The sequence below is a fragment of the Maricaulis sp. genome (genome assembly GCF_015665295.1).
In the GTDB taxonomy this organism is placed as follows: domain Bacteria; phylum Pseudomonadota; class Alphaproteobacteria; order Caulobacterales; family Maricaulaceae; genus Maricaulis.
This window is the reverse complement of the sequence record NZ_JADFAJ010000003.1, coordinates 149388-176317: the sequence shown is the minus strand read 5'-3', so window position 1 is coordinate 176317 and position 26930 is coordinate 149388. Positions and strand designations below refer to the sequence as shown.

Sequence of the window (26930 nt, the reverse complement as noted above, 5' to 3'; positions counted from 1 at the left end):
TTCTACTCGGCCGCGGCGGTTTCGCCGGGTGTCATGTCATCCTTGCGGGCAAAGCCGAAGAAGCGGGCCAGTCGCGACGGTGCGCCCAGCAGGACCGGCGTCAGAAGCAGGGTGAGCAGGGTCGAGAAGCCCAGGCCCCAGACCACGGCCGAGGATAATTGCACCCACCATTCGCTGGCCGGTCCGCCGATCGACAGCGTGCCGTGGGCGAAGTCCGCATTGAGCTGGAACACCATTGGCAACAGGCCGAATATCGTCGTGATCGTGGTCAGCATGACCGGGCGCAGGCGCTGGGCCGCCGTCCGGACAATCGCTTCATCGACCGCCATGCCCAGCCCGCGCAGGCGCTGGAAGGTGTCGATCAGCACGATGTTATTGTTCACGACAATGCCGGCCAGCGTCACCACCCCCGTCCCCAGGAAGAGGATGGAGATATAGGGGAAGGTCAGCATCACGCCGAGCAGCACGCCGACGACAGAAAGGATGACGGCCTGCAGGGTCAGCACAACGTGCCAGAAATTGTTGAACTGCCACAGAAGGATCACCGCCATCATGAAGAGCGAGGCGAGCATGGCGCTGCCGAAGAAGGCGCCGGCCTCGGCATTTTCCTCGTCCGCGCCGAGATAATTGACCTCCACCGAAGTGGGGATGGTCCCGTCGGCGATACGGTCATTGATCCAGCCGCGCAGCTCGGTCAGCAGCAAGTTGCCGGCATAGCCCTCATCAGCATTGGCACGCACGATCAGCACGCGCTTGCCGTCGCGGCGCGAGATCGAGTCGACGCGCTGGCGAGCTTCGCGGGTCACGAAGTTCGAGATCGGAACCGCACCGGTCTGGGTATTCACGCGCAGATCATCGAGCCGGGAGATATCACGATCCGCGGCCGGGAAGCGGACCCGGATATCAACCTCCTCGTCGGCATCGTCGGGGCGATAGCGTCCGACCAGCGTGCCGGTGGTGACCAGCTGCACGGCGGCGCCCAGCTGGGTCACATCGGCGCCATAGCGACCGGCTTCCTCGCGGTCGACATCAAGCCGCCATTCCACGCCCGGCAGCGGCAGCGTATCGTCGATATCGGTCACGCCTTCCATCTGGTCGAGGTATCCGCGGACCAGCCGGGTCGAGAGTTCGAGCGCGCCGGCATCATTCGAGCGCAGTTCGATCTGGATGTCCTTGCCGACCGGCGGGCCTTGCTGGAAGGGGCGGATCTCGATGATGACACCGGGAATTCCGGTCATCGCTTCGCGGATCTGGCGCTCGATCAGACGGCCGTTGGGACGCTGGCCGAAGGGTTCGAACTCCACGAAAATCCGGGCCACGCTGTCTGCCGGAGCGGCACCCACCCCGTCGAAGGGCGACCGCCCGGGCGGTGTGCCGGCAACGGTGTAATAGCCCTTGATCCCCTCGATCCCGGCCAGCCTCAGCTCGGCTTCAAGGGCCAGCTGATACTGTTCCGCCGGCGACAGGTTGCCGCGCGCGCGGACGAAGACATAGAGCTGTTCGGGTTCGGCATCGAGGAAGAACTCGGTCCGCATGTTCGACGCGGTGGCGCCAAAACTCACGACCACGCCAATGACAACCGCCAGGGCGCCGAGCGCGACGGCGAGCGGTCGTTTGACCAGCGCCGCGATCGTGCGGGCATAGACACCGGTCAGGCCTGGCAGGTCGGTCGGGTCGCTGTCTTCCTCGGCATTGAGATGGGCGACGGCGCTGCTGGCGTCGACAACCCCGCCCTTGCGCCCGAAGACCGACCCGAGCGTCGGCAGGAAGATCAGTGCCATCACCAGGGCCGAGCTCAGCACGAAGATCAGGGTCAGGGGCAGGAAGGCCATGTACTGGCCGGGAATTGAGTTCCAGAACAGGAAGGGCACGAAGGCCGCCAGCGTGGTCGCGGTCGAGGAGACGATCGGCCAGAACATGCGCTTGCCGGCGCTGGCATAGGCTTGTTTGCGGGTCTCGCCCTCGGCCAGCTTGCGGTCGGCATATTCGACCACAACGATGGCGCCATCGACCAGCAGGCCGACGGCAAGGACCATGGCGAACATGACCATGAAATTGACGGTCAGCCCGTACAGGTCGAGCAGGAGGAAGGAGAACAGGAAGCTTGACGGTATGGCGATGCCGACCAGCAGCGCCGAGCGCAGGCCGAGCGCGGCGACCACGATGATCAGCACCAGAATAATGGCGAGCATGATCGAGGAGGTCAGGCTCTGCAGGCTGTCGCGGACATAGGTCGACAGGTCGAGCGAGAAATCGTGGCGGATGGTTTCCGGCCAGCTTTCGGCGATCTCATTGGTCAGCGCGCGCACAGCGGCGGCCGTCTCCATGATGTTCTCCCCGGAGCGGCGGACAACCTGCAGCGTATAGGCCGGGGCGCCGTTATAGCGGGCGAAACTGTCGGCATCCTTGAAGGTCCGGCGCACGATGGCGACGTCCTGCAGGGTGACGACCGTATCGCCGGAGCGGGTCAGCGGCAGGTTGAGCGCGTCGTCGGCCTCCTCGAAGAGGCCCGGAACCTTGACCTGAAAACGCGCTTCGCCGCTGTCCAGCGAGCCGGCGGCGATCAGCCGGTTGTTCGACTGGACGGCATTGAACAGCTGGGCATAGGTGACGCCATAGGTTTCCAGCCGGGCCGGATCGATCACGATTTCCAGGACTTCCTCGCGCAGGCCCTGAATGTCGACCTGGAGGATTTGTGGCAGGGCTTCCAGCTCGTCCTCGAGGGCGCGGGCCGTGCGATAGAGCGCCCGTTCCGGGGCTTCGCCATAGATCTGCACGGCAATGGTCGGCGCGAGGGCGGAGTTGAACTCCTGGATGACCGGCTCGCGGACATCTTCGGGATATTCGCGGCGCGCCATGTCGACCGCTTCGCGGACGTCCAGCACCGACTGGTCGGCATCGAAGGGCACGTCGAATTCGGCGACCAGCGTTCCGGCGCCGAGGCTGGCTGTGCCATTGAGCTCTTCCAGCCCCTCGATGGCGCGCATCTCGGTCTCGGTCGGACGCACGATCAGGCGTTCGGCATCCTCCGGGGAAATCCCGTCCAGCGGCACGACCACGATCACGAAGGGAAAGGGGATGTCCGGGTCGGCCTCGCGGGGCAGGGTGACAAAGGCGATCAGTCCGGCCAGCAGGGCGCAGACGAAGATCGCCAGGATCATGCGGGCCCGGCCAATTGCGAAGTCGACAATGCCGGTCACCGGCTTGCTCCCTCCCGACGGACCTGGACATGCGTGCCGTCCGAGACGAAGTCCTGGCCCAGCACGATGATTTCCGCGACTTCCGGCAGGCCGCTGATCCAGACCTGCTCGCCATCATCGCTCAACAGCTCGATCGGCAGGAAACGGACCGTGTTGTCCCCCTCGATAATCCGCACGCCCAGCTCGCCGCTGGAATCGAGGGCGAGAATGGAGGCCGGGACGCGATGGGCGGGCTCGGGGGTCAGGTCGAGCCGGATCTCGGCGGTCACGCCGGAGCGGATCTCGCCGTCGGGATTGGGCACTTCCAGCTCGACACGGAAGGTTCGGGTTGCCGGATTGGCGCGGCGCTCGACAAAGCGGATCGTGCCGTCGACGGTTTGCCCGCTGAGCAGGCGCGCGGCTCCCGGCATGCCGGGCTGCAGGTCGGAGACATCGCGTTCGGCCACTTCCGCGACGATCAGGATCGGGTCGAGTTGCAGCACGGTGCCGCAAGGGTCACCGGTGCGCAGGAAGTCGCCGATTTCGGCATCGCGCCCGTCAAAATATCCGTCGAAGGGGACGCGCAATTCGATATTGGCCAATTCCTCGCGGGCGGCGCGGAGTTGCGCACGTGCGCCGTCGCGGGCGGCTTCCAGGGCAGCCACGCTGTTGGCCGAGCGATGGCCGCGCGCCAGCAATTCTGCGGCGGCGTCGTACTCCAGCTGGCGCGAACGCAGATCAGCCTCGGCCTGGTCCACGGCTGCGGCGCGTGCATCGACATCGAGACGGCAGACGACATCGCCGGCCGAAACCGGGCTGCCTTCCAGGATTGGTGCCTCGACAACACGGCCGCCGGTTTCGGCGCGGACGGTGACGGCGCGAATTGCCTCGGTGCGGCCGCGCAGGCGCAGCTCGGCCGGCCGCGGCGCGGCGGTGACCGTGCGGGTGACGACCTCAAACAGCGGGTGCTCGCCGGCGGGCGGGGAAGGCTGGGTGCCCGCATCGCTGCGGAATACCGTGCCGACGGTGAAAAGCAGGACCACCGCGACGAAAATGCCGATCGCGGACAGGTAGGAGGTATTCAATTTCATGGTCTAATTCATCTCGTCGGGTATCGGACGACGCAGTGCCGGTCCGGCGAACGCCGTTTACCCCTCAGAGATACCTCCCATACCGTTTTGTGGCGAGGACAAATCCGCGACCAAAATGTCGCGCTGTTCCCCTGCTCGCTTTTGTCAGGCAACCTGACCGGCGGACCAGCCGGACGACCATGCCCATTGAAAGTTGTATCCGCCAAGCCAACCCGTGACGTCAACAACTTCGCCGATGAAAAACAGCCCGGGGACTTTGCGGGCCTGCAGGGTGCGGCTGTCCAGGCCGGATGTGTCGACTCCACCCAGCGTGACTTCCGCCGTTCGATAGCCCTCCGACCCGGTCGGCGTCAGCGGCCAGGCGGCGAGCCGGTCGGCAAAGGCGCGCAGCTTCTTGTCCGACTGGTCGGCGAGATTGCCGGCGATCCCCGTCTCCTCGACCAGCATCTGGGCGAGGCGTTTGGGCATGTGTTCGGCCAGCGCTGTCTGCACGGCCTGGCGGCCATTTTCCTGGCGCGCAGCGCGCAGAAGCGCGAAGAAGTCGAGGTCCGGCCGGATGTGCAGCCGGATCTCGTCGCCCTCGCGCCAGTAGGACGAAATTTGCAGGATGGCGGGACCGGACAGGCCGCGATGGGTGAACAGCATTGCCTCCTCGAAGCGGGCCTTGCCATGGCAGGCCACCCCGTCGACGGCGACGCCGGCGAGCGGTTTGAAACGGGTCAGCGTGTCCGGGTCGAAGGTCAGCGGCACCAGGCCGGGCCGGGTCTCGACCCGGTCGAGGCCGAACTGGCGGGCGATCTCGTATCCAAAGCCGGTTGCGCCCATTTTCGGGATCGACTTGCCGCCCGAGGCGATGACCAGGGAGGACGTGTCCAGTTTCGAGCCATCGGACAGGATGAGGCTGAAGCCCTCACCCTTGCGCTCGACCGTGGTCACTGAGGTCGACAGCCGCAAGTCTCCACCGCTCTGGCGCAGGTCTTTCAAGAGGGCAGCGATGATGTCCTTGGCGGAATGGTCACAGAATAGCTGGCCCAGCGTCTTCTCGTGCCAGGCAATATTGTGGCTATTGACCCAGTCGATGAAATCCCACTGGGTGTAGCGCTTGAGCGCTGACTTGGCGAAATGCCGGTTCTGCGACAGGAAATTCTCGGCTGTCGCGTGCAGGTTCGTGAAATTGCAGCGCCCGCCGCCGGAGATGCGGATCTTCTCGGCCGGCGCCTTGGAATGCTCGATCAATGTGACCGAGCGTCCGCGCTTGCCCGCCTCGATGGCGCACATAAGGCCGGCCGCACCGGCACCGATGATGACGACATCTCGGGCGGGCATGGCTCAGCCGGTGACCTGGTCGAGCCAGTCGGCGAACGCCTCGATCTGGGCGTCGCGGCCAATCTCGTTCATCGTCTCGTGGCGGAAATCCTTGAGCACTTCCAGGCGGACCTCCGTGAGGCCGGCTTTCCTCAGGCGTCTGGCCAGCGCCTGCATCGACTTTCCGCCTTCCGTCGCCGGGTCCTTGGATCCGGCAATCAGGTGCATCGGCAGCGCCTTGGGCAGGGCGGCGAGGTTGTTGTCATCCTCGGCATAGGCGACGCCGTCGAGGAAGTCGCGCCACAGCGAGACGGTGGACGGCCAGCCGCTCAGCGGGTCGTTGACATAGGCGTCGACCTCGTCGGTATCGCGCGACAGCCAGTCGGCATCGCTGCGCCTCTCCGGAAAGCGCTTGTTCCAGGCCTTGAAAGTGAGATTGTCGAGCATGTGGCTGGTCGCCAGGGCGCCGCCCCCGAACAGGGCTTCAATGGCGAGTATGAGGCGCATCACGCCCTTCAGCCCGCCCAGCGCCATATTGCCATTCCAGATCGCTGCGGCGGTGACGCTGTCCGGGGCGCGAAGGATATGGTTGAAGGCGATCACCGAGCCCATGGAGTGGCCGAAAATCACCAGCGGAAGGCCGGGCCAGCGTCGGCGCGCCTCGGCGTGAACCGCGGCGACATCCTGCATCAGCTTGTTCCAGCCATCCTTGTCGGCGAAGCGTCGCGGACCGCCATCGGCGGCCTCGGTCTTGCCATGGCCGCGATGGTCGTGGGCGATGACGTGATAGCCGCGTGCCGCCAGCCGGGCCGCCATGCGGGCATACCGTCCGGCGTGCTCGGCGAGGCCGTGATTGATGTGGACGATGCCGCGCGGCGTGCCCTCGGCCTCATGCGTGTAGATCGCCAGGTCGGCACCGCTGGGGCTGGCCAGCCGGTCCTGCTTGTAAGCCGCGTCGCTCATGCTTCCTCCCGCTTTGTCCTGAACCTAACGCGTTTTCTCATGCGCCGTCATCGCTATAGTCACAGGACGGGCGGGACAGCCCGCGACCGGGGAGTATGCGATGTTTTCCAAACGCAGGGCGCTGCTGGCGATCGACCAGGGCACGACGAGCTCGCGGGCCGTGGTCTTCCAGCCTGATGATGATCCGGTCGCGATCGCCCAGCGCGAATTCCAGCAGATCTATCCAAGGCCGGGCTGGGTCGAGCATGATCCCGATGTGATCTGGGCGACAGTGCGAGCCACTGCGCGCGAAGCGCTGGCCGCCGCCGACAAGGCCGGCTGGCGGGCCGAGGCGATCGGCATCACCAATCAGCGCGAGACGACCCTGGTCTGGGACCGGGCCACCGGCGAGGCGATCCACAATGCCATCGTCTGGCAGGACCGCCGGACCGCCGAGCGCTGTGCTGCGCTGCGGGCCGAGGGGCATGAGGCAATGGTCACCGGGAAGACCGGGCTCGTGCTCGATCCCTATTTCTCGGCCACCAAGATTGCCTGGATCCTGGATCATGTGGAGGGGGCGAGGGCCCGGGCCGAGGCCGGCGAGCTGGCTTTCGGCACGGTCGACAGCTGGTTGATCTGGAAGCTGACCGGTGGCGCCGTCCATGCCACCGACGCCACCAATGCCAGCCGGACCGCGCTTTATGACATCACCGCCAATCGCTGGGATGAGGACCTGCTCGACCTGTTCGGTGTCCCCGCCGCGCTCCTGCCCGAGGTGCGTGACAGTGCCGGTGATTTCGGTGTTGCCGACAAGGCAGTGCTGGGCCGCGAGATCCCGATCACCGGGGTTGCCGGTGACCAGCAGGCCGCTGCCATCGGCCAGGTCTGCCTGGCGCCCGGCGAGATGAAATCGACCTATGGCACCGGCGCCTTCGTGCTGATCAATACCGGCGACAAACCGGTCCGCTCGAGCAAGAAACTGCTCGCCACCATCGCCTACCGCATCGGCGGAAAGACGACCTATGCGCTGGAAGGTTCGGTCCTGTCGGCCGGGGCGACCGTGCAATGGCTGCGCGACGGGCTCGGCCTGATCGCGAAGGCGTCCGAGATCGAGGCGCTGGCCAACAGTGCCGATCCTGACAGCGGCGTGTATCTCGTGCCGGCCTTCACCGGTCTGGGTGCGCCTTATTGGGATGCCGAGGCGCGCGGAGCCCTGATCGGCCTGACCCGTGGGTCCGGCCGGGCCGAGATTGCCCGTGCCGCCCTCGACAGCTCGGTCCACCAGACCTGCGACCTGCTGGATGCCATGGCGGCCGACGGGGTCGAGGCGCTCAGCCTGCGGGTTGATGGTGGCATGGCCGCCAACGACGCCTTCCTGCAGCGTCTCGCCGATCTGACCGGGATCGAGGTCGTGCGTCCGGTCAGCATCGAGGCGACCGCCTGGGGCGCCGCTTTTCTGGCCGGTCTGGGCTGCGGGATGTTCAAAAGCCTCGAAGCCGGCCGCGCGCTCTGGGTTGCTGACCGCCGTTTCGCGCCGACGACCGATACGGCCCGTCGCGAGGCAGATCGCAAGGGCTGGCATGCGGCCGTGGCGCGGGTCCGCTCGGACACGGTCTAACCGCCTGCCGACAGCGCCTTGTCGAGATCGGCGATCTGGTCGGCCGCGGCTTCCAGCCCGATGGAGAGCCGGATCAGGCTGTCGGCGATCCCGGCTTCGGCTCTCGCTTCCGGTGACATCGAGGCATGCGTCATCAGGGCCGGGATGCAGCACAGGCTTTCCACCCCGCCCAGTGACTGGGCCAGGGTGAAAATCTCCAGCGCCGAGACCACGTCGCGCGGATCGGGCGCGCCCTTGGCGAGTTCCAGGCTGATCAGCTGGCCGAACCCGTCCTGCTGGCGGGCCGCCAGTTCATGGCCGGGATGGCTTTCCAGGCCGGGATAATCGACCCGGGCGATGCGCGGATCGGCCTCCAGCCAGCGGGCAACTTCCAGGGCGCTGTCGCATTGCGCCCTGACCCGCAGCGGCAGGGTGCGAAGCCCGCGCAAGGCGAGATAGCTGTCGAAGGCGGCCGCGCCGGTGCCGACACAATTGGCCCACCAGGTCAGCTCGGCAACCCGTTCCGGGTCGGCGCAACACACCACGCCACCGACCATGTCGGAATGCCCGTTGAGGAGTTTGGTGACCGACTGGACCGAATAGTCCGCCCCCCAGTCGAGCGGGCGCTGCAGCACGGGTGACATCACCGTATTGTCGACCGCCAGCTCGGTCCCGGCGTCACGGGCGAGGCGCACCAGTCCCTTGAGGTCGGAAATCCGCAGGCGCGGATTGGACGGGGTCTCGGCGATGATCAGGGCGGCGTCCTCATTGAGGGCGTCGGCGACCGTGTCGAGATCGGAGGTGTCGACATAGACCGGCTTGAGGCGGCCGCCGCGACCGCGGGCATCGAGCAGGCGCCGCGTGCCGCCATAGGCGTCATGCGAGCAGATAACCCGGGCCCCGTGCGGCACATCGTGCAGCAGGAGATCAATCGCCGACATGCCTGATCCGGTGACGATGGCCCCGGCCGCGTTTTCCAGCTCGGCGATCGCATCGGCGAGCAGCGTGCGGCCCGGATTGGCGGTGCGGGCATAGTCGAAGGCCGGCTGGATCGACGGGTCCTCGCGCCGATAGGCGGTCGACAGGGAGAGCGGCGGTATGACGGCGTTCCAGCTCCGGTCGGTGTTCAGCCCCGCCCGGATGGCCTTGGTGCGTTGATCGCTCGACATGTCAGCTCCCGAAAATCCCGTTCAGTGTGGAGCCGATGATAGCGTCTTCCTTGAGGAAGGCATCATGGCCAAAGACAGAGCTGAGCGTGATCAGACGGCCGCGCGGGGTTCGTTCCGCCGCGGCGGCAATCTGGTCTGCGGGCACCAGCCGGTCCTCGATCGCGGCGATATAGGTGACCGGACATTTCACCACGCTGACATCGACCCGGTGTTCGTCCATCGAGCGGGACAGGGCGAGAAAGCGTTGCGGGTCGACGGTTTCGGCCCAGGCCTCGCCGCGGGCTGCAAGATAGCCGGCGACGCCGCCGGCATCGCGGCTGTCCGGCTCGGGATCGGCGAACCGGGCCTCGAATTCCTCCGGCGTGCGATAGGTGGTCATGGCGAGGCGGCGGGCGAGGTCAAGGCCGGCCCTGCCGTCACCCAGTCGCAACGCCATCTCGACCGTGTCGCGCTGGATCGAGCGCCAGGCGCGGGCCATTTCGCTCGACCGGTCGGCGGCCGAGATCACCACCAGGTCGCGCACACGCTCCGGCGCCATGGCGGCCAGCGCGAGGGCGATCATGCCGCCATAGGAGGAGCCGACAATCGCCATGTCGCGGATATCGGCGGCATCGGCGAGGGCGAGGATGGCGCGGGCCTGGTCCTGCGTGGTCGGGCAGGGGTGGATCTCGGCGCCGATGAAATCAAAGGACAGGATGCGATAGCGATTGGTGTCGATCGGCTTGCCGGGGCCGGCCTGCTGGCGCCACCAGCCCTCGCCCCGGGCGGTGTCGGAGACATGGCGTCCGGACGAGATGCCGCCCAGCACCAGCACGACCGGCGCGCCTTCCGGCCCGGTGATGCGCCCGGTGACCTGCGCCGGTGCGCCGGTCACGGTCAGCGCGATGGTCGAGATGTCGCGACATCGCAGGGCGGGCGGATTTACCACGGCCACGCTCATCCTGCCTTGATCCCGGCGAGCAGGGCGCGAACGTCCGACAGGACCGACCCGGCCGTCGGGGTCTGGCCGGCGCCCTTGCCGTTGAGCACGACCGAGGTGCCGCTGGCGCAGCGGATCTCGATGGCGTTCTCCTCGTTTTCCACCCGTGCGAGGGCATGGTCTTCAGGCAGGGCGATGAGGCGGACGCTGGCGCGCACCCCGTCCGCGCCGCTGGCCAGCTCGGCGACCTGGCGATAGCGCAGCCCGTTCTCGCGGGCGCCGAGGATCTGGCCGGTCGAGATATCGAACAGGCTGTCGGCCGGAATGGCATGGGCGTCGGGGGCGATGTCGAAGGCGGCGCGGGCGATCAGCGCCAGCTTGGCGGCGGCATCCAGCCCGTCGAGATCGGCGCCGGGGTCTTCCTCGGCAAAGCCGGCGGCCTGGGCTGCGGTGACCGCCTCGTCAAACCCGATCCCTTTTTCCAGCAGGCCGAGCACGAAATTGGAGGTGCCATTGAGTACGCCGCGAACATGGGTGATCGTCTCGCCCGCGGCTTTCAGCCGGGCCACGGTTTCCAGCACCGGAACGCCGCCGCCAACCGCCGCCGAATAGGCAAAACCCGTCCCGGCCCGGCGGGCGCGGGCCTCGAGGTCCGGACGACGGGCGATGACGGCCTTGTTGGCCGAGATGACATGGATGCCGCGTTCAACCGCCAGGGCGAGGGCTTTCTCGGCCGCCGCGCAATCGGGCAGGCCGTCGATGACAAGGTCCGGACCGGTATCGAAAGCGGCGGTGATATCGGTCAGCCAGGCAAAGCGGTCATCACCCTTGCGTCGCGGCTTGCGGGTAACGATGGAGGCGATCTCGATCCGGCTTGCCATCGCATCCAGCCCGGCCAGCACGCCGGCATTCACCGTGCCGCAACCGAGCAGGACAACGCGCAGGCGCGGCGCCAGGGCCGCGGCAGGAAGCGTGTGGAGAGGGTAATCAAGCGCTGCAACCAGGGACATCGCGACACATTCCGTCTGGGCGGAAGGCGCGGCACGCCGATTGCGGGATACTGCCGAGGCGAAAGGGATGTGTGGCGATTGCCGCTGCCTCGTCCGATCCGCTTTAGCCGCACTTGTTCCGCGCCCGCAAGCTAGACATCAAATCGGCGCGACTTCACGTATAAAGATATGTTTATATGTGTCAAGCGGCGTGTTCGCCGGAACGGCCACAGACCCACGCCTTTGGCTCCGCACGCCGAAGCGCCGGAGGGAGGGAGCGGGATGCCGGGGGACACCGATGTGTCCGATGAGATTGTGTTGTCCAGGTGTCCTGGCATCCCGCTCGCGGAGTTTTCCCGGGCTGTCTCCACCCCGTTTCCAATGCGGCCGGTACATGGGGTCGGTCGTTTAGTGCCCCGGGACCGGTTCGCAGGCCCTGCCGGAGCTTCGGGCTGTCATCCCCGAGACGCGGACAGGCTCCGCTCGCTTCCGGGCACAAGTGACTGAGCTCGTGCCTCCCGTCCCGAAAACCGAAGCCATTATCGCCCGGCGTTGGAGGGGGGCGGATAAGTTTGGCAGATTTTCCTGTCGCAACCGCATTCCCTCTCCCTTGGGAGAGGGCCAGGGTGAGGGGTAAATCCCGGTGCCAGCAGGAGGAATCCCCCTCATCCGGCCTCCGGCCACCTTCTCCCAAGGGAGAAGGAAAGGCGCGTACAGTGTGGGACAAGCGCGTTTTTTCTCCTCCACAGAGTGGGGAAGTGGCCCGCGGCGAAGCCTCGGGTCGATGGGGTCCGAGCGGAGCGAGGGCGGACCACACGCGAGGAGGTCCAATGCCGCCTGCGGCGTCATCCCACCGTCTCATCGCTTCGCGCTGATCCCCCTCCCCACGATGTGGGGAGGAAAGGAAGTGCCAGCATTCCTGCCACACTCGTCATCCCCGCTGGACGTCCGGCGAAGGCTGAACCCAAGGTGGGTACCTGGCTCTCGGCCACCAGATAGGTCTTGGACTTTCGCCCCGCAGCTCGCATGGGCGCCGCGCATCTAGCAGCCGCTCCCCGCCCCCTGTCTCCCCGTCGCCCAGCCATCTATGAAATCGGTCGGGTTCAAGCGGGCTGCGCGTTGCCCGTCGGATGTCGCCGGCCGGATGACCAGTGGGCCTTGTTGCCGGACGAACCGCTCGATGTCCTGCTCCAAAATTTCCTTCCGACGACGATTGAAGTTGCCGATAACGACAACATCCGAGTTGAGGCGATGCGTCACGGCGTCGCCTTCAAGCGTCAGGGAGATCGGGATTCGTATCTGGAACTCCACCGGGTCGAGGCTGTCCCGGTTATAGAAATTCCCGCCACCGCGACGCCCTGCGTTGTTGTAAAAAACGGAGCGATTCCTGATATGGAAAATGCCCCGGAGAGTGTACTCCATCATCCCGTCTGAGTACCGGCAAAGCGAGACGCTAAGATTGCTAAAGCGTTCGTAATAGTCCTCGTAAAGGACGTAGCCTCCGGACACTTCCTGGCGGCTGGGTGCAGGATCCCAGATGGTGAGCCCACCAGCACTCCAAAACGAACCCGCCCAGTCAAGTATCGCTTGTTGATTGGATGACCGCCACCAAGCCCCGGAGATGAAAATCGAACTGCGAGCCTGCGTCGCAGCAGAGCCCGACGAAGCCGTTCCGAGCGCCGATGCGGGCGTGCCGCACAAGGCCAGCGCCAAGACTGACGCAGTAATTCGTGAAATCATGAATGTCTCCCCTTTGCGGGGAGGTTAGGCAGAGTTTCTGTCTGCCACAAGTCGAGCGCTTTTTATTTTGCCCATCAAGTTTGTCTATTCATGCAGGCGGGTGCCACCGACCGCTTCGCTTGCCTAGGTCGCCACAAACGCCTTCTCGACGACGAAATCCGCCGGGGCCGCATTCGAGCCTTCGACGAAATTGCGGTCGAGGCAGATCTGCTTGACGTCTTTCAGCAGGCCTTCAGAGCCGCAGATCATCACGCGATCAGTTTCCGGATTCAGGGGCGGCACGCCGAGGCGGTCGAAGAGTTCGCCGCTTTCGATCATGTCGGTGACGCGGCCCTTCACCGGGCCGTCCTCGCGGGTGACCGAGGTGAAATGGACGAGTTTTTCGCGCGCAAACTCGCCGATCAGCTCGTCATCCTTCACCGCCTCGACCAGCTCATTGCCATAGGTCAGCTCGGCCGCTTCGCGGCAGGTATGGGTGAGGATGACCTGGTCGAACTTCTCATAGGTCTCCGGATCGCGGATCAGGCTGGCAAAGGGGGCGATGCCGGTTCCGGTGGAGATCATGTAGAGACGCTTGCCCGGCTTGAGGGCATCGAGCACCAGCGTGCCGACCGGCTTGCGGCCCAGGAGGACTTCATCGCCTTGCCGGATGTGCTGGAGGCGCGAGGTCAGCGGCCCGTCGGGCACCTTGATCGAGTAGAAATCGAGCGCCTCGTCCCAGAAGGGGCTGGCCACCGAATAGGCGCGCAGGAGCGGTTTCCCGTCCTCCTTGGGCAGGCCGATCATGATGAACTCGCCCGAGCGGAAGCGGAATGTGTCCGGCCGCGTGATGCGGAAATGGAAGAGCCGGTCGGTGTAATGGGTCACCGACAGCACGGTCTCGACCGTATAGGGGCCCGGCTTGGCAGACACGGCATTCTTCTTGGCAGGCGCGGTCGCGGTCATCGTCATCATCTCGTGCTCGGTTTGTCGGTGAGGTCTGGCTGGTTGGACTGATCAGGCCGTCACGCGCGGCGCTTCGGTATCGGCCCAGGGCGGAACAGGCAAGCCCCGCGACGCCAGGAAATCCGGATTGAAGAGTTTGCCGGCATAGCGGGCACCGCTGTCGCACAGGATGGTGACGATGGTCCTGCCCGGACCCAGATCGCGCGCCAGCCGCATGGCGCCGGCGATATTGATCCCGGCCGATCCCCCCAGGGAGAGGCCTTCGCCCTTCACCAGGTCGAACAGGATGGGCAGCATTTCGGCGTCCTCGATGCGGTAGATATGGGAGACCTCCAGGCCTTCCAGATTGCCGGTGATGCGATTGACGCCGATGCCCTCGGTGATCGAGGAGCCTTCGCCCTTGAGCTCGCCCTTGGTGAAATAATTGAACAGCGCCGCGCCGGCCGGATCGGCGGCACCGATGGCGATATCGGTCTTGCGCGCGCGCAGGGCCTGCGCGACCCCGGCGAGCGTGCCGCCCGAGCCGACCGCGCAGATGAAGCCGTCGATCGCCCCGCCGGTCTGCTCCCAGATCTCCGGGCCGGTGGTGAGGGCATGGGCGCGCTTGTTGGCGAGATTGTCGAACTGGTTGGCCCAGATCGCCCCCTTCGGCTGGCTCTCATTGAGCTCCTCGGCCAGGCGGCGCGAATAATGGACAAAATGGTTGGGGCTGGAGAAGGGCGCGGCATCGACCTCGATCAGGCGCGCGCCAAAGGAGCGGATCGCGGCCTTCTTCTCGTCCGACTGGGTGCGCGGCATGACGATGATGACGTCATAGCCCAGCGCGCCGCCGACCAGGGCAAGCCCGATCCCGGTATTGCCGGCCGTGCCCTCGACAATCGTCCCGCCGGGCTTCAGCGTGCCGTCGGCTTCGGCCTCGCGCACGATATTGAGCGCGGCGCGGTCCTTCACGGAACCGCCCGGATTGAGGAATTCGGCCTTGCCGAGGATTTCGCAGCCGGTCGCATCGGACGGGCCATCGAGCCGGATCAGCGGCGTCTGGCCGATCAGGTCGAGCACATGTTGGGCAGACACGGGGCGTGTCCTTTCGTCAGTTTTCCAATTCAGCCGCAACTTGTTCGGCGGCGATTGGGGCCGGGGTGTGGATGCCGCACTCGGTCTTGGCCTGTCCGAGCCAGCGACCGGAGCGGATATCGCCATCGGCCTGGACCGGCGCGGTGCAGGTCCAGCACCCGATCGAGGCATACCCCATATCGCTCAGCGGGTGTCGCGGCAAATCGAAGCGCCGGAAATAATCCTCGATGGCGGCGGCATCCCAATTGGCCAGCGGATTGACCCGGACGCGGCCATTGATGCGCTCGACGACGGGCAGGGTCATGCGGCCACCGCCGTGGAAGCGTTTGCGGCCGGTGATCAGGGCATCGTACTCGCCGATGATCGCGTCCAGCGGACGCACCTTGCGCAGGGCGCAGCAGGCATCGGGATCGCGGCGCCAGAGACGGTCATCACTGTCCTCGTCGGCGACTTCCCCGCTGTCCGGTGTGAGAACGCGGATATGGGTCAGGCCCAGGCGTTCGGTCAGCTGGCGCTGGTATTGTTCTGTCTGGGCAAAGAGGCGGCCGGTATCGAGAAAGATGACCGGGGTGTCCGGCGCGATCTGGGCGATCATGTGCAGGCCGACAGCCGCCTCGGCGCCAAAGGAGGAGAGAATGGCGGTCTTGCCGACCCATTCCCGCTCGATCGCATCGCGCAGGATGTCTTGCGGGCTCATCTCGCGATAGCGGGCATTGAGCGCAACGAGGTCGTCTTCCGGACGCTTGTGGCGATGGCGGAAGAGCGGTGTGACATTGTTGCGGCCCGGCTGGTAGGCGTGGGTGAAGCGCGTTCTGGCGCGGGCCCAGTCGGCCTCCAGACCCTTGCGGTCCGGATCGGCATCGTCAAAGCCGACGCGGATCAGGTGCTGGGCCTGGTCGGGAATGAGATCACCGACCGCGCGCAACTTGCCGGTATAGCCGGCCCGCTCGCGCAGCTGGGCGGCCAGCGTGAAGCCGCGGCCATCATTGAATCTGGCAAAGCGGATATCGACGCGCACGGCGCCGGCGATCTCGGCCTTCGCCTCGCGCCAGTCGGCATCACCGGGCAGTTCGACAATCCGTCCGCCACCGGCGGCCAGCTGGGCGTCGGCGACATTGCGGGTTTCAGGTCTGCGATCAAGCGTCAGCATAGATGGCCTCCTTGAAGGCGTCGGGACCGACACGGCGCAGCGTGTCGATGAAGCGCTCGTTTTCGGCGCGAATATCGAGATAGGTTTCCAGCAGGCGGGCGATGGCGGCGGGGACATCCTCGCCGGCCAGGCCCTTGCCGATGATCGAGCCGATCGCGGCATCGGAGCCGAAGGCGCCGCCCAGGGTGATCTGGTAGAATTCCTCGCCACGCTTGTCGACGCCCAGCACGCCGATATGGGCGACATGGTGGTGACCGCAGGCATTGATGCAGCCATCAATCTTGATGGTCACATCGCCGGCCTTGTCCGACAGGCCCGTCTCTTCCAGCAGGGTGGAGATCGCCTGGGCGATCGGGATGGAGCGGGCATTGGCGAGATTGCAGTAGTCCAGGCCCGGGCAGGCGACGATATCGGTCGCGAGGCCCGCATTGGCCGTCGCGAGGCCGGCGTCAACGAGACCGGTCCAGACTGCTTCCAGATCGCGATTGCGCACATGCGGCAGGATCAGGTTCTGGTCCGGCGTGGCGCGGATCTCGTCGAACCCGAAGCGCTCGGCGAGATCGGCGACCGCCTCCATCTGCGTGTCGGTGATGTCTCCGGGGGTGCCGCCGATCGGCTTCAGCGAGATGACCAGCGAGGACAGGCCGTCAACGGCATGGTCGCGGCGATTGCGGTCGAGCCAGCGGGCGAGGGCGCGGTTCTGCGTCACCGGCACCGGCGTCGCCTCGGCCTGTTTCGGCTGGTCAAAGAAGCGGCGGATGCGGGCGATCTCGGCGGCGGGGAGTTTCAGCTCACCCTCGCGGATCACGGCCCATTCGTCCGCGACCTGGCGGCCATACGCCTCGGCGCCCAGCGCCTCGACCAGGATCTTGATCCGGGCCTTGTAGAGATTGTCGCGGCGGCCGTGCTGATTGTACACGCGCAGGCAGGCGGTGAGGTAGGAGAGGAGGTCTTCCGGCGCCAGGAAGGGCTTGATCAGCTGGCCCAGGCGCGGCGTACGGCCCTGGCCGCCCCCGACCCAGACCTCAAAGCCTGTCTCGCCGGCGTCATTCCGGACGATCTGCAGGCCGATATCATGCACGCGGATGCCGGCGCGGTCGGCCTTGGCCCCGTTGACGGCAATCTTGAACTTGCGCGGCAGGAAGGTGAATTCCGGGTGGAAGCTCGACCATTGCCGGACGATCTCGGCCCAGGGGCGACCATCTTCCAGCTCGTCAGCCGCAGCGCCCGCAAACGGGTCGGCCGTGACATTGCGGATGCAATTGCCCGAGGTCTGGATGGCGTGCATTTCGACGGCGGCAAGCCGGTCGAGAATGTCGGGAATATCCACCAGGGCCGGCCAGTTATACTGCAGGTTCTGGCGCGTGGTGAAATGGCCATAGCCCTTGTCATAATCGCGCGCGATCCCGGCCAGGGTCCGCATCTGGGCGCTGTTCAGCGTGCCGTAGGGGATGGCCACCCGCAGCATGTAGGCGTGCAGCTGCAGATAGACGCCATTCATCAGGCGCAGCGGCTTGAACTGGTCCTCGGTCAGGCGACCATCGAGGCGGCGCGCGACCTGGTCGCGAAACTCTGCGATCCGGTCGGCCACCATGGCGTGATCATAGCTGTCATACTTGTACATGGGTCAGGCCGTCGCTTGCGCATGGGTGGAACCGGTCGTCGGACCGGAAAGCCGGATGCCCTCGCGGCGCCACTTCTGACCGCCGGGAAGGTCGTCCTGCAGTTCAATGAGATAGGCGCCGACCGCGATATGGCTCTCGTCCGAGGCGATTTCGAGCACGGCATCGGCCTGGTCATTGTCGAGGCGGGCGGCCTCGGCGAGTTCGCTCGTCCAATGGCCGGTCGTGGTGCGATAGATCACGCGGCCATCGGTGAGGCGGTTGGCGGTCACGGTTTTCATGCGAATTGCTCCTGGCCGATCGTTGTGGCGGCCTGGCTGATGGCGGTGCCGGCGACTTCGCCGACAATCATGATGGTGGGCCCGGAAATGGCTTCGCGCTTCACCAGGCCGGCGAGATCGCCGAGCGTGCCGAAAATGCGGCGCTCCGAGTCCAGCGTGCCGTTCTCGATCAGGGCAACCGGCGTCGCGGGATCCCGTCCGGCGGCGATCATCTTGGCCTGGATGTCCGTTGCGGCGCCGACGCCCATGTAGAAGACGGTCGTGGAGTTGGCGGCGGACAGGGCGCGGTAGTCGGCGTCCGGCCCGTCCTGCTTGACCACACCGGAGGCGAAGGTCACCGACTGGGCATGGTCGCGATGGGTCAGCGGGATGCCGGCCGAGGCCGCACAGGCCACGGCGGCGGTGATGCCCGGCGTGACCTCGACCGCGATGCCGGCGGCGCGGACCACGTCCAGCTCTTCGCCGCCGCGCCCGAAGACAAACGGGTCGCCGCCCTTGATGCGGACCACGCGCTGACCCTTGCGGGCCTCGCGTATAAGGATGGCGCCGATCTCCTCCTGCGGGACGGGGTGATGGCCCTTCGTCTTGCCGACATTGATGCGCAGGGCGTCGCGGCGGGCCAGATCCATCACGCCCTCGCTGACCAGGCGGTCATGGACGATGACATCGGCCTCGCGCAGCAGGCGGGCGGCCTTGAGGGTCAACAGGTCGGGGTCACCGGGACCGGCGCCGACCAGATGGACAATGCCGGTGCGGTCGGGCGTCTCGCCATTCAGTTCGCGCAGCATTTCGCGACGGGCACCGGCCTTGTCACCGGCGAGGGCGAGGTCGCGGGCCTTGCCGCGCAGGGCGCGTTCCCAGAAGGCGCGGCGGTCGTCGAATTTCGTGAGGACCGACTTCACCGTGCCGCGCAGCTCGCGGGCGAGATCGGCGATGACACCGATACGCGCTGGCAGGACCTGCTCGATCGCGGCACGGATATCGACGGAGAGGACCGGAGCGGCCCCGCCGGAGGCGATGGAGACGACGATGCCGTCGCGGTCGACAATGGCCGGGGTCTGGAAATCCGAGGCGGCCGGGCTGTCGACGATATTGACCATCGCGCCCTGGCTGCGACCCCAGCGGGCCAGCTTGTCGAGTTCGCGCTCTTCGCCACCGGCGAGGAAGATCAATGTCGCGCCACGAAAGTCCCGCCGTGTCGGCACGCGGCGGATAATCTTCGCATACTGGGCAATATCCGAAGCAACAGGATCGCTGGACTCACCGGTGAACCAGATCAACCGGGCTGGGGAAGCCGCAAACAGGCGTGCCTTCGGTTCGGCCATCGGGCCATGCCCGACAACGATCACCGTCTGTCCATCTAGGGGAATGGAGGCAGGAAAAACACGCATGGTCACTCGTCCGATCTTGCGCCTTCGTGGCGCGACGAGTTCAATATTTCTATTCGATGCAGCGATTACAAACGACGATTATTGGCTTTTGACGTTAGAAAAACTAAACTCAAGCCATGGCCCAGACCTCACGCCTGCCCCCGCTCAATGCCCTGCGCGCCTTCGAGGCCGCGGCGAGACTTGAGAGCTTCGCCCGAGCGGCGGACGAACTTGCGGTCACGCCGGGTGCGATCAGTCAGCAGATCCGCCAGCTGGAAGAGCATGTCGGCGCCCCGCTTTTCGTCCGCCAGGGACGGGGGCTGAGCCTGACCGAGGCAGGCCGGGCTGCTGCGGGCATTGCATCGGAAGCCTTCGAGACGCTCGAGCGCGCGGTCTCCCTGATGCGCCAGCCCGTCCATCGCCGCTCGCTGACGGTCTCGGTCGCGCCTTCCTTTGCCGGCAAATGGCTGGCACCGCGCCTGTTCCGCTTCCAGGACGAACATCCCGGCATCGAGGTCTGGATTGCCGCGACCTCCGAGCGCGTCGACCTGGCCGCCGGCGCCGCCGATCTGGGCATACGCTACGGACCGGGCGGCGACATGACCCTGAACGAGGAGGCCCTGCTGGCCGAGGAAGTCCTGCCGGTCTGCTCGCCCGACCTCCTGCGTGACGGCCCGCCGCTGACCCGCGCCCAGGATTTGCGCGGCCAGACCCTGTTGCACGATGCCTCACCGGAAACCGAGGTCGACGGTGCCGATTGGGCTTCCTGGCTCAAGGCGCGCGGTGCGCGCGGCGTCGATGTGGCCGGAGGCGTGCGCTTCAACCAGTCGGCCCTGGTGATCGATGCCGCCGTCGCCGGGCGCGGGGTCGCCCTCGCCAAGCGCGCCCTGGTCCAGAACGATCTGGCCAGTGGTCGCCTCGTCGCCCTCTTCCCCGACGGCACCACCCCGGTCCGCTCGGCCTATCATATCGTCACCGCGCGCAACCGCCCCCTCAGCCCGGACGCCCAGGCCTTCATCGCCTGGCTGAAGGCGGAAGCGCGGGTGCATGAGCATTCGGTGGATGAGTTGTAGGCGCCGCTTGTCCGACGCTCATTTTTCCCGGCCGGAGACCTGCGAAGGCAGGTCGCAGAGCCGGGACCAACTCGCCTTTCCGGTGATGATGAGTCTCCCGTTGGTCCCGGATCGCGCGATGCGCGTCCGGGAAAAATGGGAGGGGGTTATTCGGCGGCGTGGCACACCGGCACATAGCCCGCCGCAATCGTCTTCACCGTCGGCTCGGGCGTCAGCACCTCTACCCGCTCCGGCAAGGCATCCGGCCCGGCCGCATAGCCCTCGAACGACCAGGCCCAGACCTTGCCCCGCCATCGCACCAGCGGCTCCCCGTCGGGCGCGGCCCGAAAGAACACGCCCTCCGGCAGGCCTGCCAGTGCGGCCGCATAGGTCACCTGCTCCCGTGATCGCGAGACCACCCGGGCCTTGTGCAGCACCTTGTCCATGTCCGGTGCGCGATGCGGCAAGTCCGGATACGCCCTGGCAAAAGCATCCCGGAAGCGGTTGAAATCGTCGCGCCGGCACTCGGCGCAGGGGCGGTGACCGGCGGCGAGGGCGACGACCTCGTCGGTGAAGAAGAGCTCGGTGTAATTGCCCGGCGCCATCAGTTCGCGGCGGCGCGCCTTGAAGGCGAGCGTGCAGGTGACCCAGGCCTGGTGCTTCCAGCGGGCCGTGCCGAGCTGTTGCTGCGCGTCATGCAGGATTCCACGATTGCCCATCAGCGTGCCGCGGGCGGTATGGGCGCAGATCGCGCCGGTCGGCGCGACGCGGTTCCGGAGCGGGGAAGGGCGTGTCATGGGGTGAGGTTGGTGCGGGAGGGCGAAGCGCGCAATCCACTTCTTGTCCAACGCGTTGTCATCCCGGACGGAGGTCCCGCGGAAGCGGGACGCAGATCCGGGACCCATACCCACCAATGATTGCCACGCCGAGCGTATAGGTCCCGGCTCTGCAGCCTGCTTTCGCAGGCTTCCGGCCGGGATGACAAATGATGGTTCGAAATGCTCAACCCCCTCCGTTACCGCCACCATTTTGCACTTGCTTCGCACTAACAAACAAAGCCGTGCGCAATCGGTCGCTTAAAGGGGAAATCGCTTGACCCTTGCGGCGTTCACCATGTGAGAATGGACGCAATTCTGCGGCCCTCGACGGTCGCCGGCCCATAATACGGAACGGGTGCAAGCCCGGGGTGAGGAGCATGAAGCCGACCGATACGCGCGATCCCGACTATTATCACAAGGTCGTGGATTGCCAGTGGGCATGCCCGGCACACACGCCGGTGCCCGAGTATATCCGCCTGATTGCGCAAGGTGAATTCACCGAAGCCTATCTCGTCAATCGCCGTTCCAACGTCTTCCCGGGCATTCTCGGCCGGGTCTGCGACCGGCCCTGCGAGCCGGCCTGCCGGCGTGGCCGGGTCGAGGAAGAGCCAGTTGCGATCTGCCGCCTGAAGCGGGTTGCGGCCGATCATCGCGACGAGGTGAAGCATCTCCTGCCGCAAAAGCCGGCAACGACGAATGGCCGGAAGATTGCCTTGATCGGCGCCGGTCCGGCGTCCTTGACCGTGGCCAATGATCTCGCCCCGCTGGGCTATGAGTGCACGATCTTCGAAGCCCATCACCGGCCCGGCGGGCTGATGATCGCCAACATTCCCTCCTTCCGCCTGCCGGAAAAAGTGCTGGACGAGGAGATCGGCTATATTCTCGACCAGGGTGTCGAGCTGAAGACCGGCCACCGGATCGAGAGCCTCAAGGCCCTGAGCGAGAGCGGCTATGACGCTGTCTTCATCGGCACCGGTGCTCCCAAGGGCAAGGATCTGAAGATCGAGGGCCGCGACGAGGCGGCTGCCAACATCCATATCGGCATTGACTGGCTGGAAAGCGTCGCCTTCGAGCACACCGACAGGATCGGCAAGCAGGTCCTGATCATCGGGGTCGGCAATACGGCGATGGATTGCTGCCGGACCTCGCTGCGCCTCGGTGCGGATGATGTGAAGGTGATGGCCCGCAAGCCGCGGCAATTCTTCAAGGCCTCCCCCTGGGAGCTCGAGGATGCCGAGGACGAGAATGTCGAAATCCTGGTCAATCACTCGCCCAAGCGTTTCGTGGTCGAGAATGGCCGGCTGACCGGCATGGAATTCGAGCTGATGGAGTATCAGCTCGATGAGGACGGCCGGATCACCGACACCCGGATTGCCGGCACCAAGATCATCCCCTGCACGGATGTCATCCTCGCCATCGGCCAGGAAAACGCCTTCCCCTGGATCGAGCGCGATATCGGTATCGAGTTCGACAAATGGGGCGTGCCGGTCGTCGACGAGAAGACCCATGAGTCGACGCGGAAGGGTATTTTCTTCGGTGGCGACAGCGCCTTTGGCCCCAAGAACATCATCTGGGCGGTCGAGCATGGCCACCAGGCGGCGATCTCGATCCACAAGCATTGCGAGGGCACGGCACTCGACCAGCGCCTGCCGCGCGGCGTGAACCTTCAATCCGCCAAGATGGGCGTGAATGAGTGGATGTATTCCAACAGCTATACCGGCGAGCATCGCCGGCAGATGCCGTTGGCCGAACTCACGGCGCGCCTGTCCAATCGCAAGATGGAGGTCGAGACAGGCTACACCGCCGAGCAGATCGCGACCGAGGTCCAGCGCTGCCTGAACTGTGATGTCCAGACCGTGTTCGAGGCGCCTCTGTGCAAGGAATGTGATGCCTGCATGGATATCTGCCCGGTCGACTGCCTGTCGATCGTGCCGAATGCCGAAGAGGCCGAGCTGCGCCAGTCGCTGCGGGTGCCCGCCAGCAACAGGGACCAGGCGCTGTTTGTCTCCGAGCCGCTGAAAGATACCGGCCGGGTGATGATCAAGGATGAAAATCTCTGCCTGCATTGCGGCCTGTGCGCCGAGCGCTGCCCGACGGCGGCCTGGGACATGCAGGATGCCGACATCTTCATCCCGCATGTCGACGATGAAACGAGGAAAGTGGCTGCCGAATGAAGGATCTCGTGGACGTGTCAGGCGAAGTCCGGGTCAACGACTTCGTCATCAAGATCGGCAATGTGAACGGCACCGGCTCGGCCTCGGCCAATGGCCTGCTGATGAAGGCGATCTTCCGCATGGGCGTGCCGGTGGTGGGGAAAAACCTCTTTCCCTCCAATATCCAGGGGCTGCCGACCTGGTATGAGATCCGCCTCACCAGGGACGGTTACATGGCCCGCTCCGGGACGGCGGAATTCATCGTCGCGATGAATGCCGAGACCTACCGCCAAGACCTCGCCGAAGTCTCGCCGGGCGGTTTCCTCCTGTATGACTCGACCTGGCCGAGGCCGGACCTGCATGCCCGAGCGGATGTCACCGCGATCGGTGTGCCCCTGGCCCGCCTGGTCAATGCCGCCTTCGACAATGCCCGCACCCGCGTGCTGATGAAGAACATGGCCTATGTCGGCGCCGTGGCCGGTCTGACCGGGCTCGATGTCGAGGTCATCCGCGGCCTGGTCAAGGAGATGTTCGGCACCAAGGAACACCTCATCGACGCCAATATGAAGGCGATCGGGCTGGGTCTGGACTATGTGCGCGAGCATTTTCCCGACCCGCTGCCGCTGCGCATCGAGCCGATGGACAAGACCGCCGGCCACATCATGATCGATGGCAATACGGCCGCGGCGCTGGGCTGCGTCTATGCCGGGGCGACCTTTGGCGCCTGGTACCCGATCACGCCGTCGACCTCCCTGATGGATGGCTTCAAGAGCTTCTGCGAGAAATTCCGGGTCGATCCGGAGACCGGCGAGAAGAATTTCTGCATCATCCAGGGCGAGGACGAGCTGGCTTCGATCGGCATGGCGATCGGCGCCGGCTGGAATGGCGCGCGGTCCTTCACGCCGACCTCGGGTCCCGGCATCTCGCTGATGAGCGAGTTCATCGGCTTTGCCTATTATGGCGAAGTGCCGGTGGTGCTGTTCGACGTGCAGCGCGCCGGCCCCTCGACCGGCCTGCCGACGCGAACCCAGCAATGCGATCTCACCCTGGCGGCCTATGCCAGCCATGGCGATACCAAGCATATCCTTCTCTTCCCGGCCAATCCGAAGGAATGCTTCGAGATGGCGGTGCAGAGCTTCGATATTGCCGAGCGCTTCCAGACCCCGGTCTTCTTCATGACCGATCTCGATATCGGCATGAATGACTGGATGATCCCGGAACTGGAATGGGATGACAGCTACCAGCCCGATCGCGGCAAGGTTCTGACCGCCGCCCAGATCGAGACGCTCGAGAAATTCTACCGTTACGAAGACCGCGACGGTGATGCCATCGCCTGGCGGACCCTGCCGGGTACCCATCCCAAGGGCGCCTATTTCACCCGCGGTTCCGGGCATAACTGGAAGGGCGGCTATACCGAGGATGCCGAGGAGTACAAGGTCGTGCTCGATCGGCTGACGACCAAGTGGAAGAACGCCGCCAATGCTGTCCCAGCGCCGGTGATCACGCGCTGTGGCAAGGATGCCCGGCGGGCGATCATCTCGGTGGGCGGCTGCGATGGCGCTGTCCTTGAAGCGCTCGACCGCTTTACCGAAAATGGCGTGAACCTGGATTATCTGCGGGTGCGCGGCTTCCCCTTCAATGCCGAGGTCGACGCTTTCATCGACCAGTATGACGAGGTCTTCGTGGTCGAGCAGAACCGTGACGGCCAGTTGCGCTCGCTTCTGGTCAACGAGACCGATGCGCCCAAGCACAAGCTGGTCTCGATCCTCGATTACGCCGGCATGGCCGCCAATCCGAAATTCATCATCGAGGGCATTTCAGCCCATCTGGAAGCCCTGGGAGACGTCGCATGACCTCCATGAGCAAACCCTTCATCGACAAGCATCTGCCCAAGAACAAGCTGGGCCTGTCGGTGCGTAATTATGAAGGCGTGATGTCGACCCTGTGCGCCGGTTGCGGCCACGACTCGGTCACTGCCGCCCTGGTCCAGGCCTTCTGGGAGCTGGACCTGGCGCCGGAAAGCGCGGCCAAGGTCTCCGGCATCGGCTGTTCGTCCAAGACGACCGCCTATTTCATGGGCCAGTCGCACGGCATCAATTGCGTGCACGGGCGCATGCCTTCCGTGGCGACCGGCGCCAATGCGGCCAATGGCGATCTGCACTATATCGGCATTTCCGGTGACGGGGATTCCCTGTCGATCGGGTTCGGGCAGTTTGCCCACGCCATCCGGCGTAATCTCAACATGCTGTATATCCTGGAGAATAACGGCGTGTACGGGCTCACCAAGGGCCAGTTTTCGGCGGCCGCTGACTATGGCTCGAAGTCGAAGAAGGGCGTTTCCAACGACCAGATGCCGATCGATCCCTGCGTCCAGGCTTTGACGCTGGGTGCCGGTTTCGTGGCGCGCGCCTTCTCCGGTGACAAGTCGCAGCTCATCCCGCTGATCAAGGCCGGGCTGATGCACAAGGGTTTTGCCCTGATCGACGTGATCTCGCCCTGCGTGACCTTCAATGACCATGCCGGCTCGACCAAAAGCTATGCCCATACCTACAAATACTATCACCCGCTCGTGCACACCGACTTCGTCGCCCATGCCGACGAGGTCACCGGGTCCTATGACAAGGACGGGGCGATGCGGGTGGCGATGGCCGATGGCGGTGAGCTGTTCATGCGCAAGACGGCGGATGACTATGATCCGCGCGACCGGGCGCAGGCGATCGAGACCCTGTTGATGAACAAGACCGAAGGCGAGATCCGCACGGGCCTTTTGTATCTCAACAGCGATCTGCCGGACATGCAGGCCGCCAACAAGCTGCCGAAAATCCCGCTCAACCAGGTGCCCTATGAGCGCCTGACACCGGGCAAGGCGGCGCTGGCCAAGCTGCAGTCGCGCTATCGCTAGTTTCCGGTGAAGCGCTCGACCCGGGGTGTTGCGTCATTGGCGGCAGCCCGGGCGGCGGGACTGTCGGCAAGGCCGGCCAGGGTGACGTGCATGAAGCTGGCTCCGGTCTCGTCGCGGATCGGCGTGTAGCGCACCTGCCAGAACCGGTCGGACCGGTTGATGTCGATCCATACGGCCGAGGCCCCCAGAATGTTGCCGTCATGCAGGCCCTGACCCGCCATGGCGTCGAGATCACTGATCAGGCGGTCAAGCGCCGGGGCGTCATCAATCTGTCTGCGGCCAGCCAGAAAGTCGCGCGCCATGTCGGCGCTCGCCGCTTCGACGCTGCGGCCGCCGGGGCCGGTCTGCAGCAGCAGGCAGGGAAAGGGGCTGTGATGGACCGTCGCGCGCAGATCGTCGAACAGGGACCGGGTGCGCGGGTCTTCGGCCAGTCTGAGCACGGCCTCGGCGACTGCGGGCGGCGGCAGGACGAGACCGGTTTCCAGGCGTGAGACATAGGTCTGGCTGACGCCGATGAGCTCTGCCATCGCGCCCTGTTTGAGCCTCAGCCGCAGACGCAGCGAACGTACAGTCTTTGCCCAGTCAATTTCCAAGACGGAAATCTAACCCCTTTGAATTTAGAGGTTATCTTG

At 65.5% G+C, this 26930-nt stretch carries 21 protein-coding genes; 5 read left to right on the top strand and 16 right to left on the bottom strand.

The annotated features are described in order from the left end of the window. Positions 1-2: 2 nt before the first annotated feature. The 4 genes from QZZ02_RS02305 to QZZ02_RS02290 form a co-directional block, all read right to left on the bottom strand. On the bottom strand, positions 3-3200 hold the full coding sequence (locus QZZ02_RS02305) for an efflux RND transporter permease subunit (RefSeq protein ID WP_291841964.1): 3198 nt from the start codon (positions 3198-3200) through the stop codon (positions 3-5). Continuing rightward, positions 3197-4270, bottom strand: a complete 1074-nt coding sequence (locus QZZ02_RS02300; protein WP_291841963.1) for an efflux RND transporter periplasmic adaptor subunit — start codon at positions 4268-4270, stop codon at positions 3197-3199. Before QZZ02_RS02300 ends, QZZ02_RS02305 begins: the two co-directional genes overlap by 4 nt. Positions 4271-4414: 144 nt before the next feature. Further along, positions 4415-5596 (bottom strand): NAD(P)/FAD-dependent oxidoreductase, encoded by a 1182-nt coding sequence (locus tag QZZ02_RS02295; protein ID WP_291841962.1) that lies wholly within the window; start codon positions 5594-5596, stop codon positions 4415-4417. 3 nt (positions 5597-5599) lie between these two features. Beyond that, complete coding sequence (locus QZZ02_RS02290) at positions 5600-6538, bottom strand: alpha/beta hydrolase (RefSeq protein WP_291841961.1); 939 nt, start codon at positions 6536-6538, stop codon at positions 5600-5602. A 100-nt stretch (positions 6539-6638) separates the two neighbouring features. Between QZZ02_RS02290 and glpK the strand changes: the two genes are divergently transcribed. Further along, positions 6639-8135, top strand: a complete 1497-nt coding sequence (gene glpK / locus QZZ02_RS02285) for a glycerol kinase GlpK (RefSeq protein ID WP_291841960.1) — start codon at positions 6639-6641, stop codon at positions 8133-8135. Here glpK and QZZ02_RS02280 read toward each other — a convergent pair. The 10 genes from QZZ02_RS02280 to cysG form a co-directional block, all read right to left on the bottom strand. Beyond that, a complete protein-coding gene (locus tag QZZ02_RS02280) occupies positions 8132-9283 on the bottom strand; it encodes a PLP-dependent transferase (RefSeq protein ID WP_291841959.1) in 1152 nt (383 codons plus the stop codon). The genes glpK and QZZ02_RS02280 overlap by 4 nt on opposite strands. Before the next feature lies 1 nt (position 9284). Then, a complete protein-coding gene (locus QZZ02_RS02275; RefSeq protein WP_291841958.1) occupies positions 9285-10223 on the bottom strand; it encodes a homoserine O-succinyltransferase in 939 nt (312 codons plus the stop codon). Further along, positions 10220-11212: a homoserine dehydrogenase gene (locus QZZ02_RS02270; protein WP_291841957.1), complete on the bottom strand. Its 993-nt coding sequence runs from the start codon at positions 11210-11212 to the stop codon at positions 10220-10222. Before QZZ02_RS02270 ends, QZZ02_RS02275 begins: the two co-directional genes overlap by 4 nt. Positions 11213-12232: 1020 nt before the next feature. Beyond that, on the bottom strand, positions 12233-12931 hold the full coding sequence (locus QZZ02_RS02265) for a hypothetical protein (protein WP_291841956.1): 699 nt from the start codon (positions 12929-12931) through the stop codon (positions 12233-12235). 123 nt (positions 12932-13054) lie between these two features. Continuing rightward, positions 13055-13876, bottom strand: a complete 822-nt coding sequence (locus QZZ02_RS02260; protein ID WP_366511484.1) for a ferredoxin--NADP reductase — start codon at positions 13874-13876, stop codon at positions 13055-13057. Between the two features lie 51 nt (positions 13877-13927). Continuing rightward, complete coding sequence (locus QZZ02_RS02255) at positions 13928-14950, bottom strand: cysteine synthase A (RefSeq protein ID WP_291841954.1); 1023 nt, start codon at positions 14948-14950, stop codon at positions 13928-13930. Positions 14951-14966: 16 nt separating this feature from the next. Further along, on the bottom strand, positions 14967-16100 hold the full coding sequence (locus QZZ02_RS02250) for a phosphoadenylyl-sulfate reductase (RefSeq protein WP_291841952.1): 1134 nt from the start codon (positions 16098-16100) through the stop codon (positions 14967-14969). Further along, the gene (locus QZZ02_RS02245; RefSeq protein WP_291841951.1) at positions 16087-17724 is read right to left on the bottom strand and encodes a nitrite/sulfite reductase; all 1638 of its coding nucleotides are present in this window, start codon (positions 17722-17724) and stop codon (positions 16087-16089) included. Before QZZ02_RS02245 ends, QZZ02_RS02250 begins: the two co-directional genes overlap by 14 nt. 3 nt (positions 17725-17727) lie before the next feature. Next, positions 17728-18003 (bottom strand): DUF2849 domain-containing protein, encoded by a 276-nt coding sequence (locus QZZ02_RS02240; RefSeq protein WP_291841950.1) that lies wholly within the window; start codon positions 18001-18003, stop codon positions 17728-17730. After that, a complete protein-coding gene (gene cysG, locus QZZ02_RS02235) occupies positions 18000-19394 on the bottom strand; it encodes a siroheme synthase CysG (RefSeq protein ID WP_291841949.1) in 1395 nt (464 codons plus the stop codon). The genes QZZ02_RS02240 and cysG overlap by 4 nt, the downstream gene beginning before the upstream one ends. A gap of 116 nt (positions 19395-19510) precedes the next feature. On the opposite strand from cysG, the gene gcvA reads away from it, so the two are divergent. Further along, positions 19511-20446, top strand: coding sequence for a transcriptional regulator GcvA (gene gcvA / locus QZZ02_RS02230; RefSeq protein ID WP_291841948.1), 936 nt, complete (start codon positions 19511-19513; stop codon positions 20444-20446). Between the two features lie 146 nt (positions 20447-20592). Here the strand turns inward: gcvA and QZZ02_RS02225 are convergent, their stop codons facing one another. Continuing rightward, positions 20593-21222, bottom strand: coding sequence for a hypothetical protein (locus tag QZZ02_RS02225; protein WP_291841947.1), 630 nt, complete (start codon positions 21220-21222; stop codon positions 20593-20595). Positions 21223-21620: 398 nt separating this feature from the next. Between QZZ02_RS02225 and QZZ02_RS02220 the strand changes: the two genes are divergently transcribed. The 3 genes from QZZ02_RS02220 to QZZ02_RS02210 are packed head-to-tail and all read left to right on the top strand — an operon-like array spanning position 21621 to position 26298. After that, positions 21621-23417, top strand: a complete 1797-nt coding sequence (locus QZZ02_RS02220; protein ID WP_291841946.1) for an FAD-dependent oxidoreductase — start codon at positions 21621-21623, stop codon at positions 23415-23417. Next, complete coding sequence (locus tag QZZ02_RS02215; RefSeq protein WP_291841945.1) at positions 23414-25249, top strand: 2-oxoacid:acceptor oxidoreductase subunit alpha; 1836 nt, start codon at positions 23414-23416, stop codon at positions 25247-25249. Before QZZ02_RS02220 ends, QZZ02_RS02215 begins: the two co-directional genes overlap by 4 nt. Continuing rightward, positions 25246-26298, top strand: a complete 1053-nt coding sequence (locus QZZ02_RS02210; protein ID WP_291841944.1) for a 2-oxoacid:ferredoxin oxidoreductase subunit beta — start codon at positions 25246-25248, stop codon at positions 26296-26298. The genes QZZ02_RS02215 and QZZ02_RS02210 overlap by 4 nt, the downstream gene beginning before the upstream one ends. On the opposite strand, the gene QZZ02_RS02205 is transcribed toward QZZ02_RS02210, so the two are convergent. Continuing rightward, entirely contained in the window at positions 26295-26891 is a 597-nt protein-coding gene (locus tag QZZ02_RS02205) for a helix-turn-helix transcriptional regulator (protein ID WP_291841943.1), read from the bottom strand. The two genes, QZZ02_RS02210 and QZZ02_RS02205, sit on opposite strands and share 4 nt — an antisense overlap. Between the last annotated feature and the right edge of the window lie 39 nt (positions 26892-26930).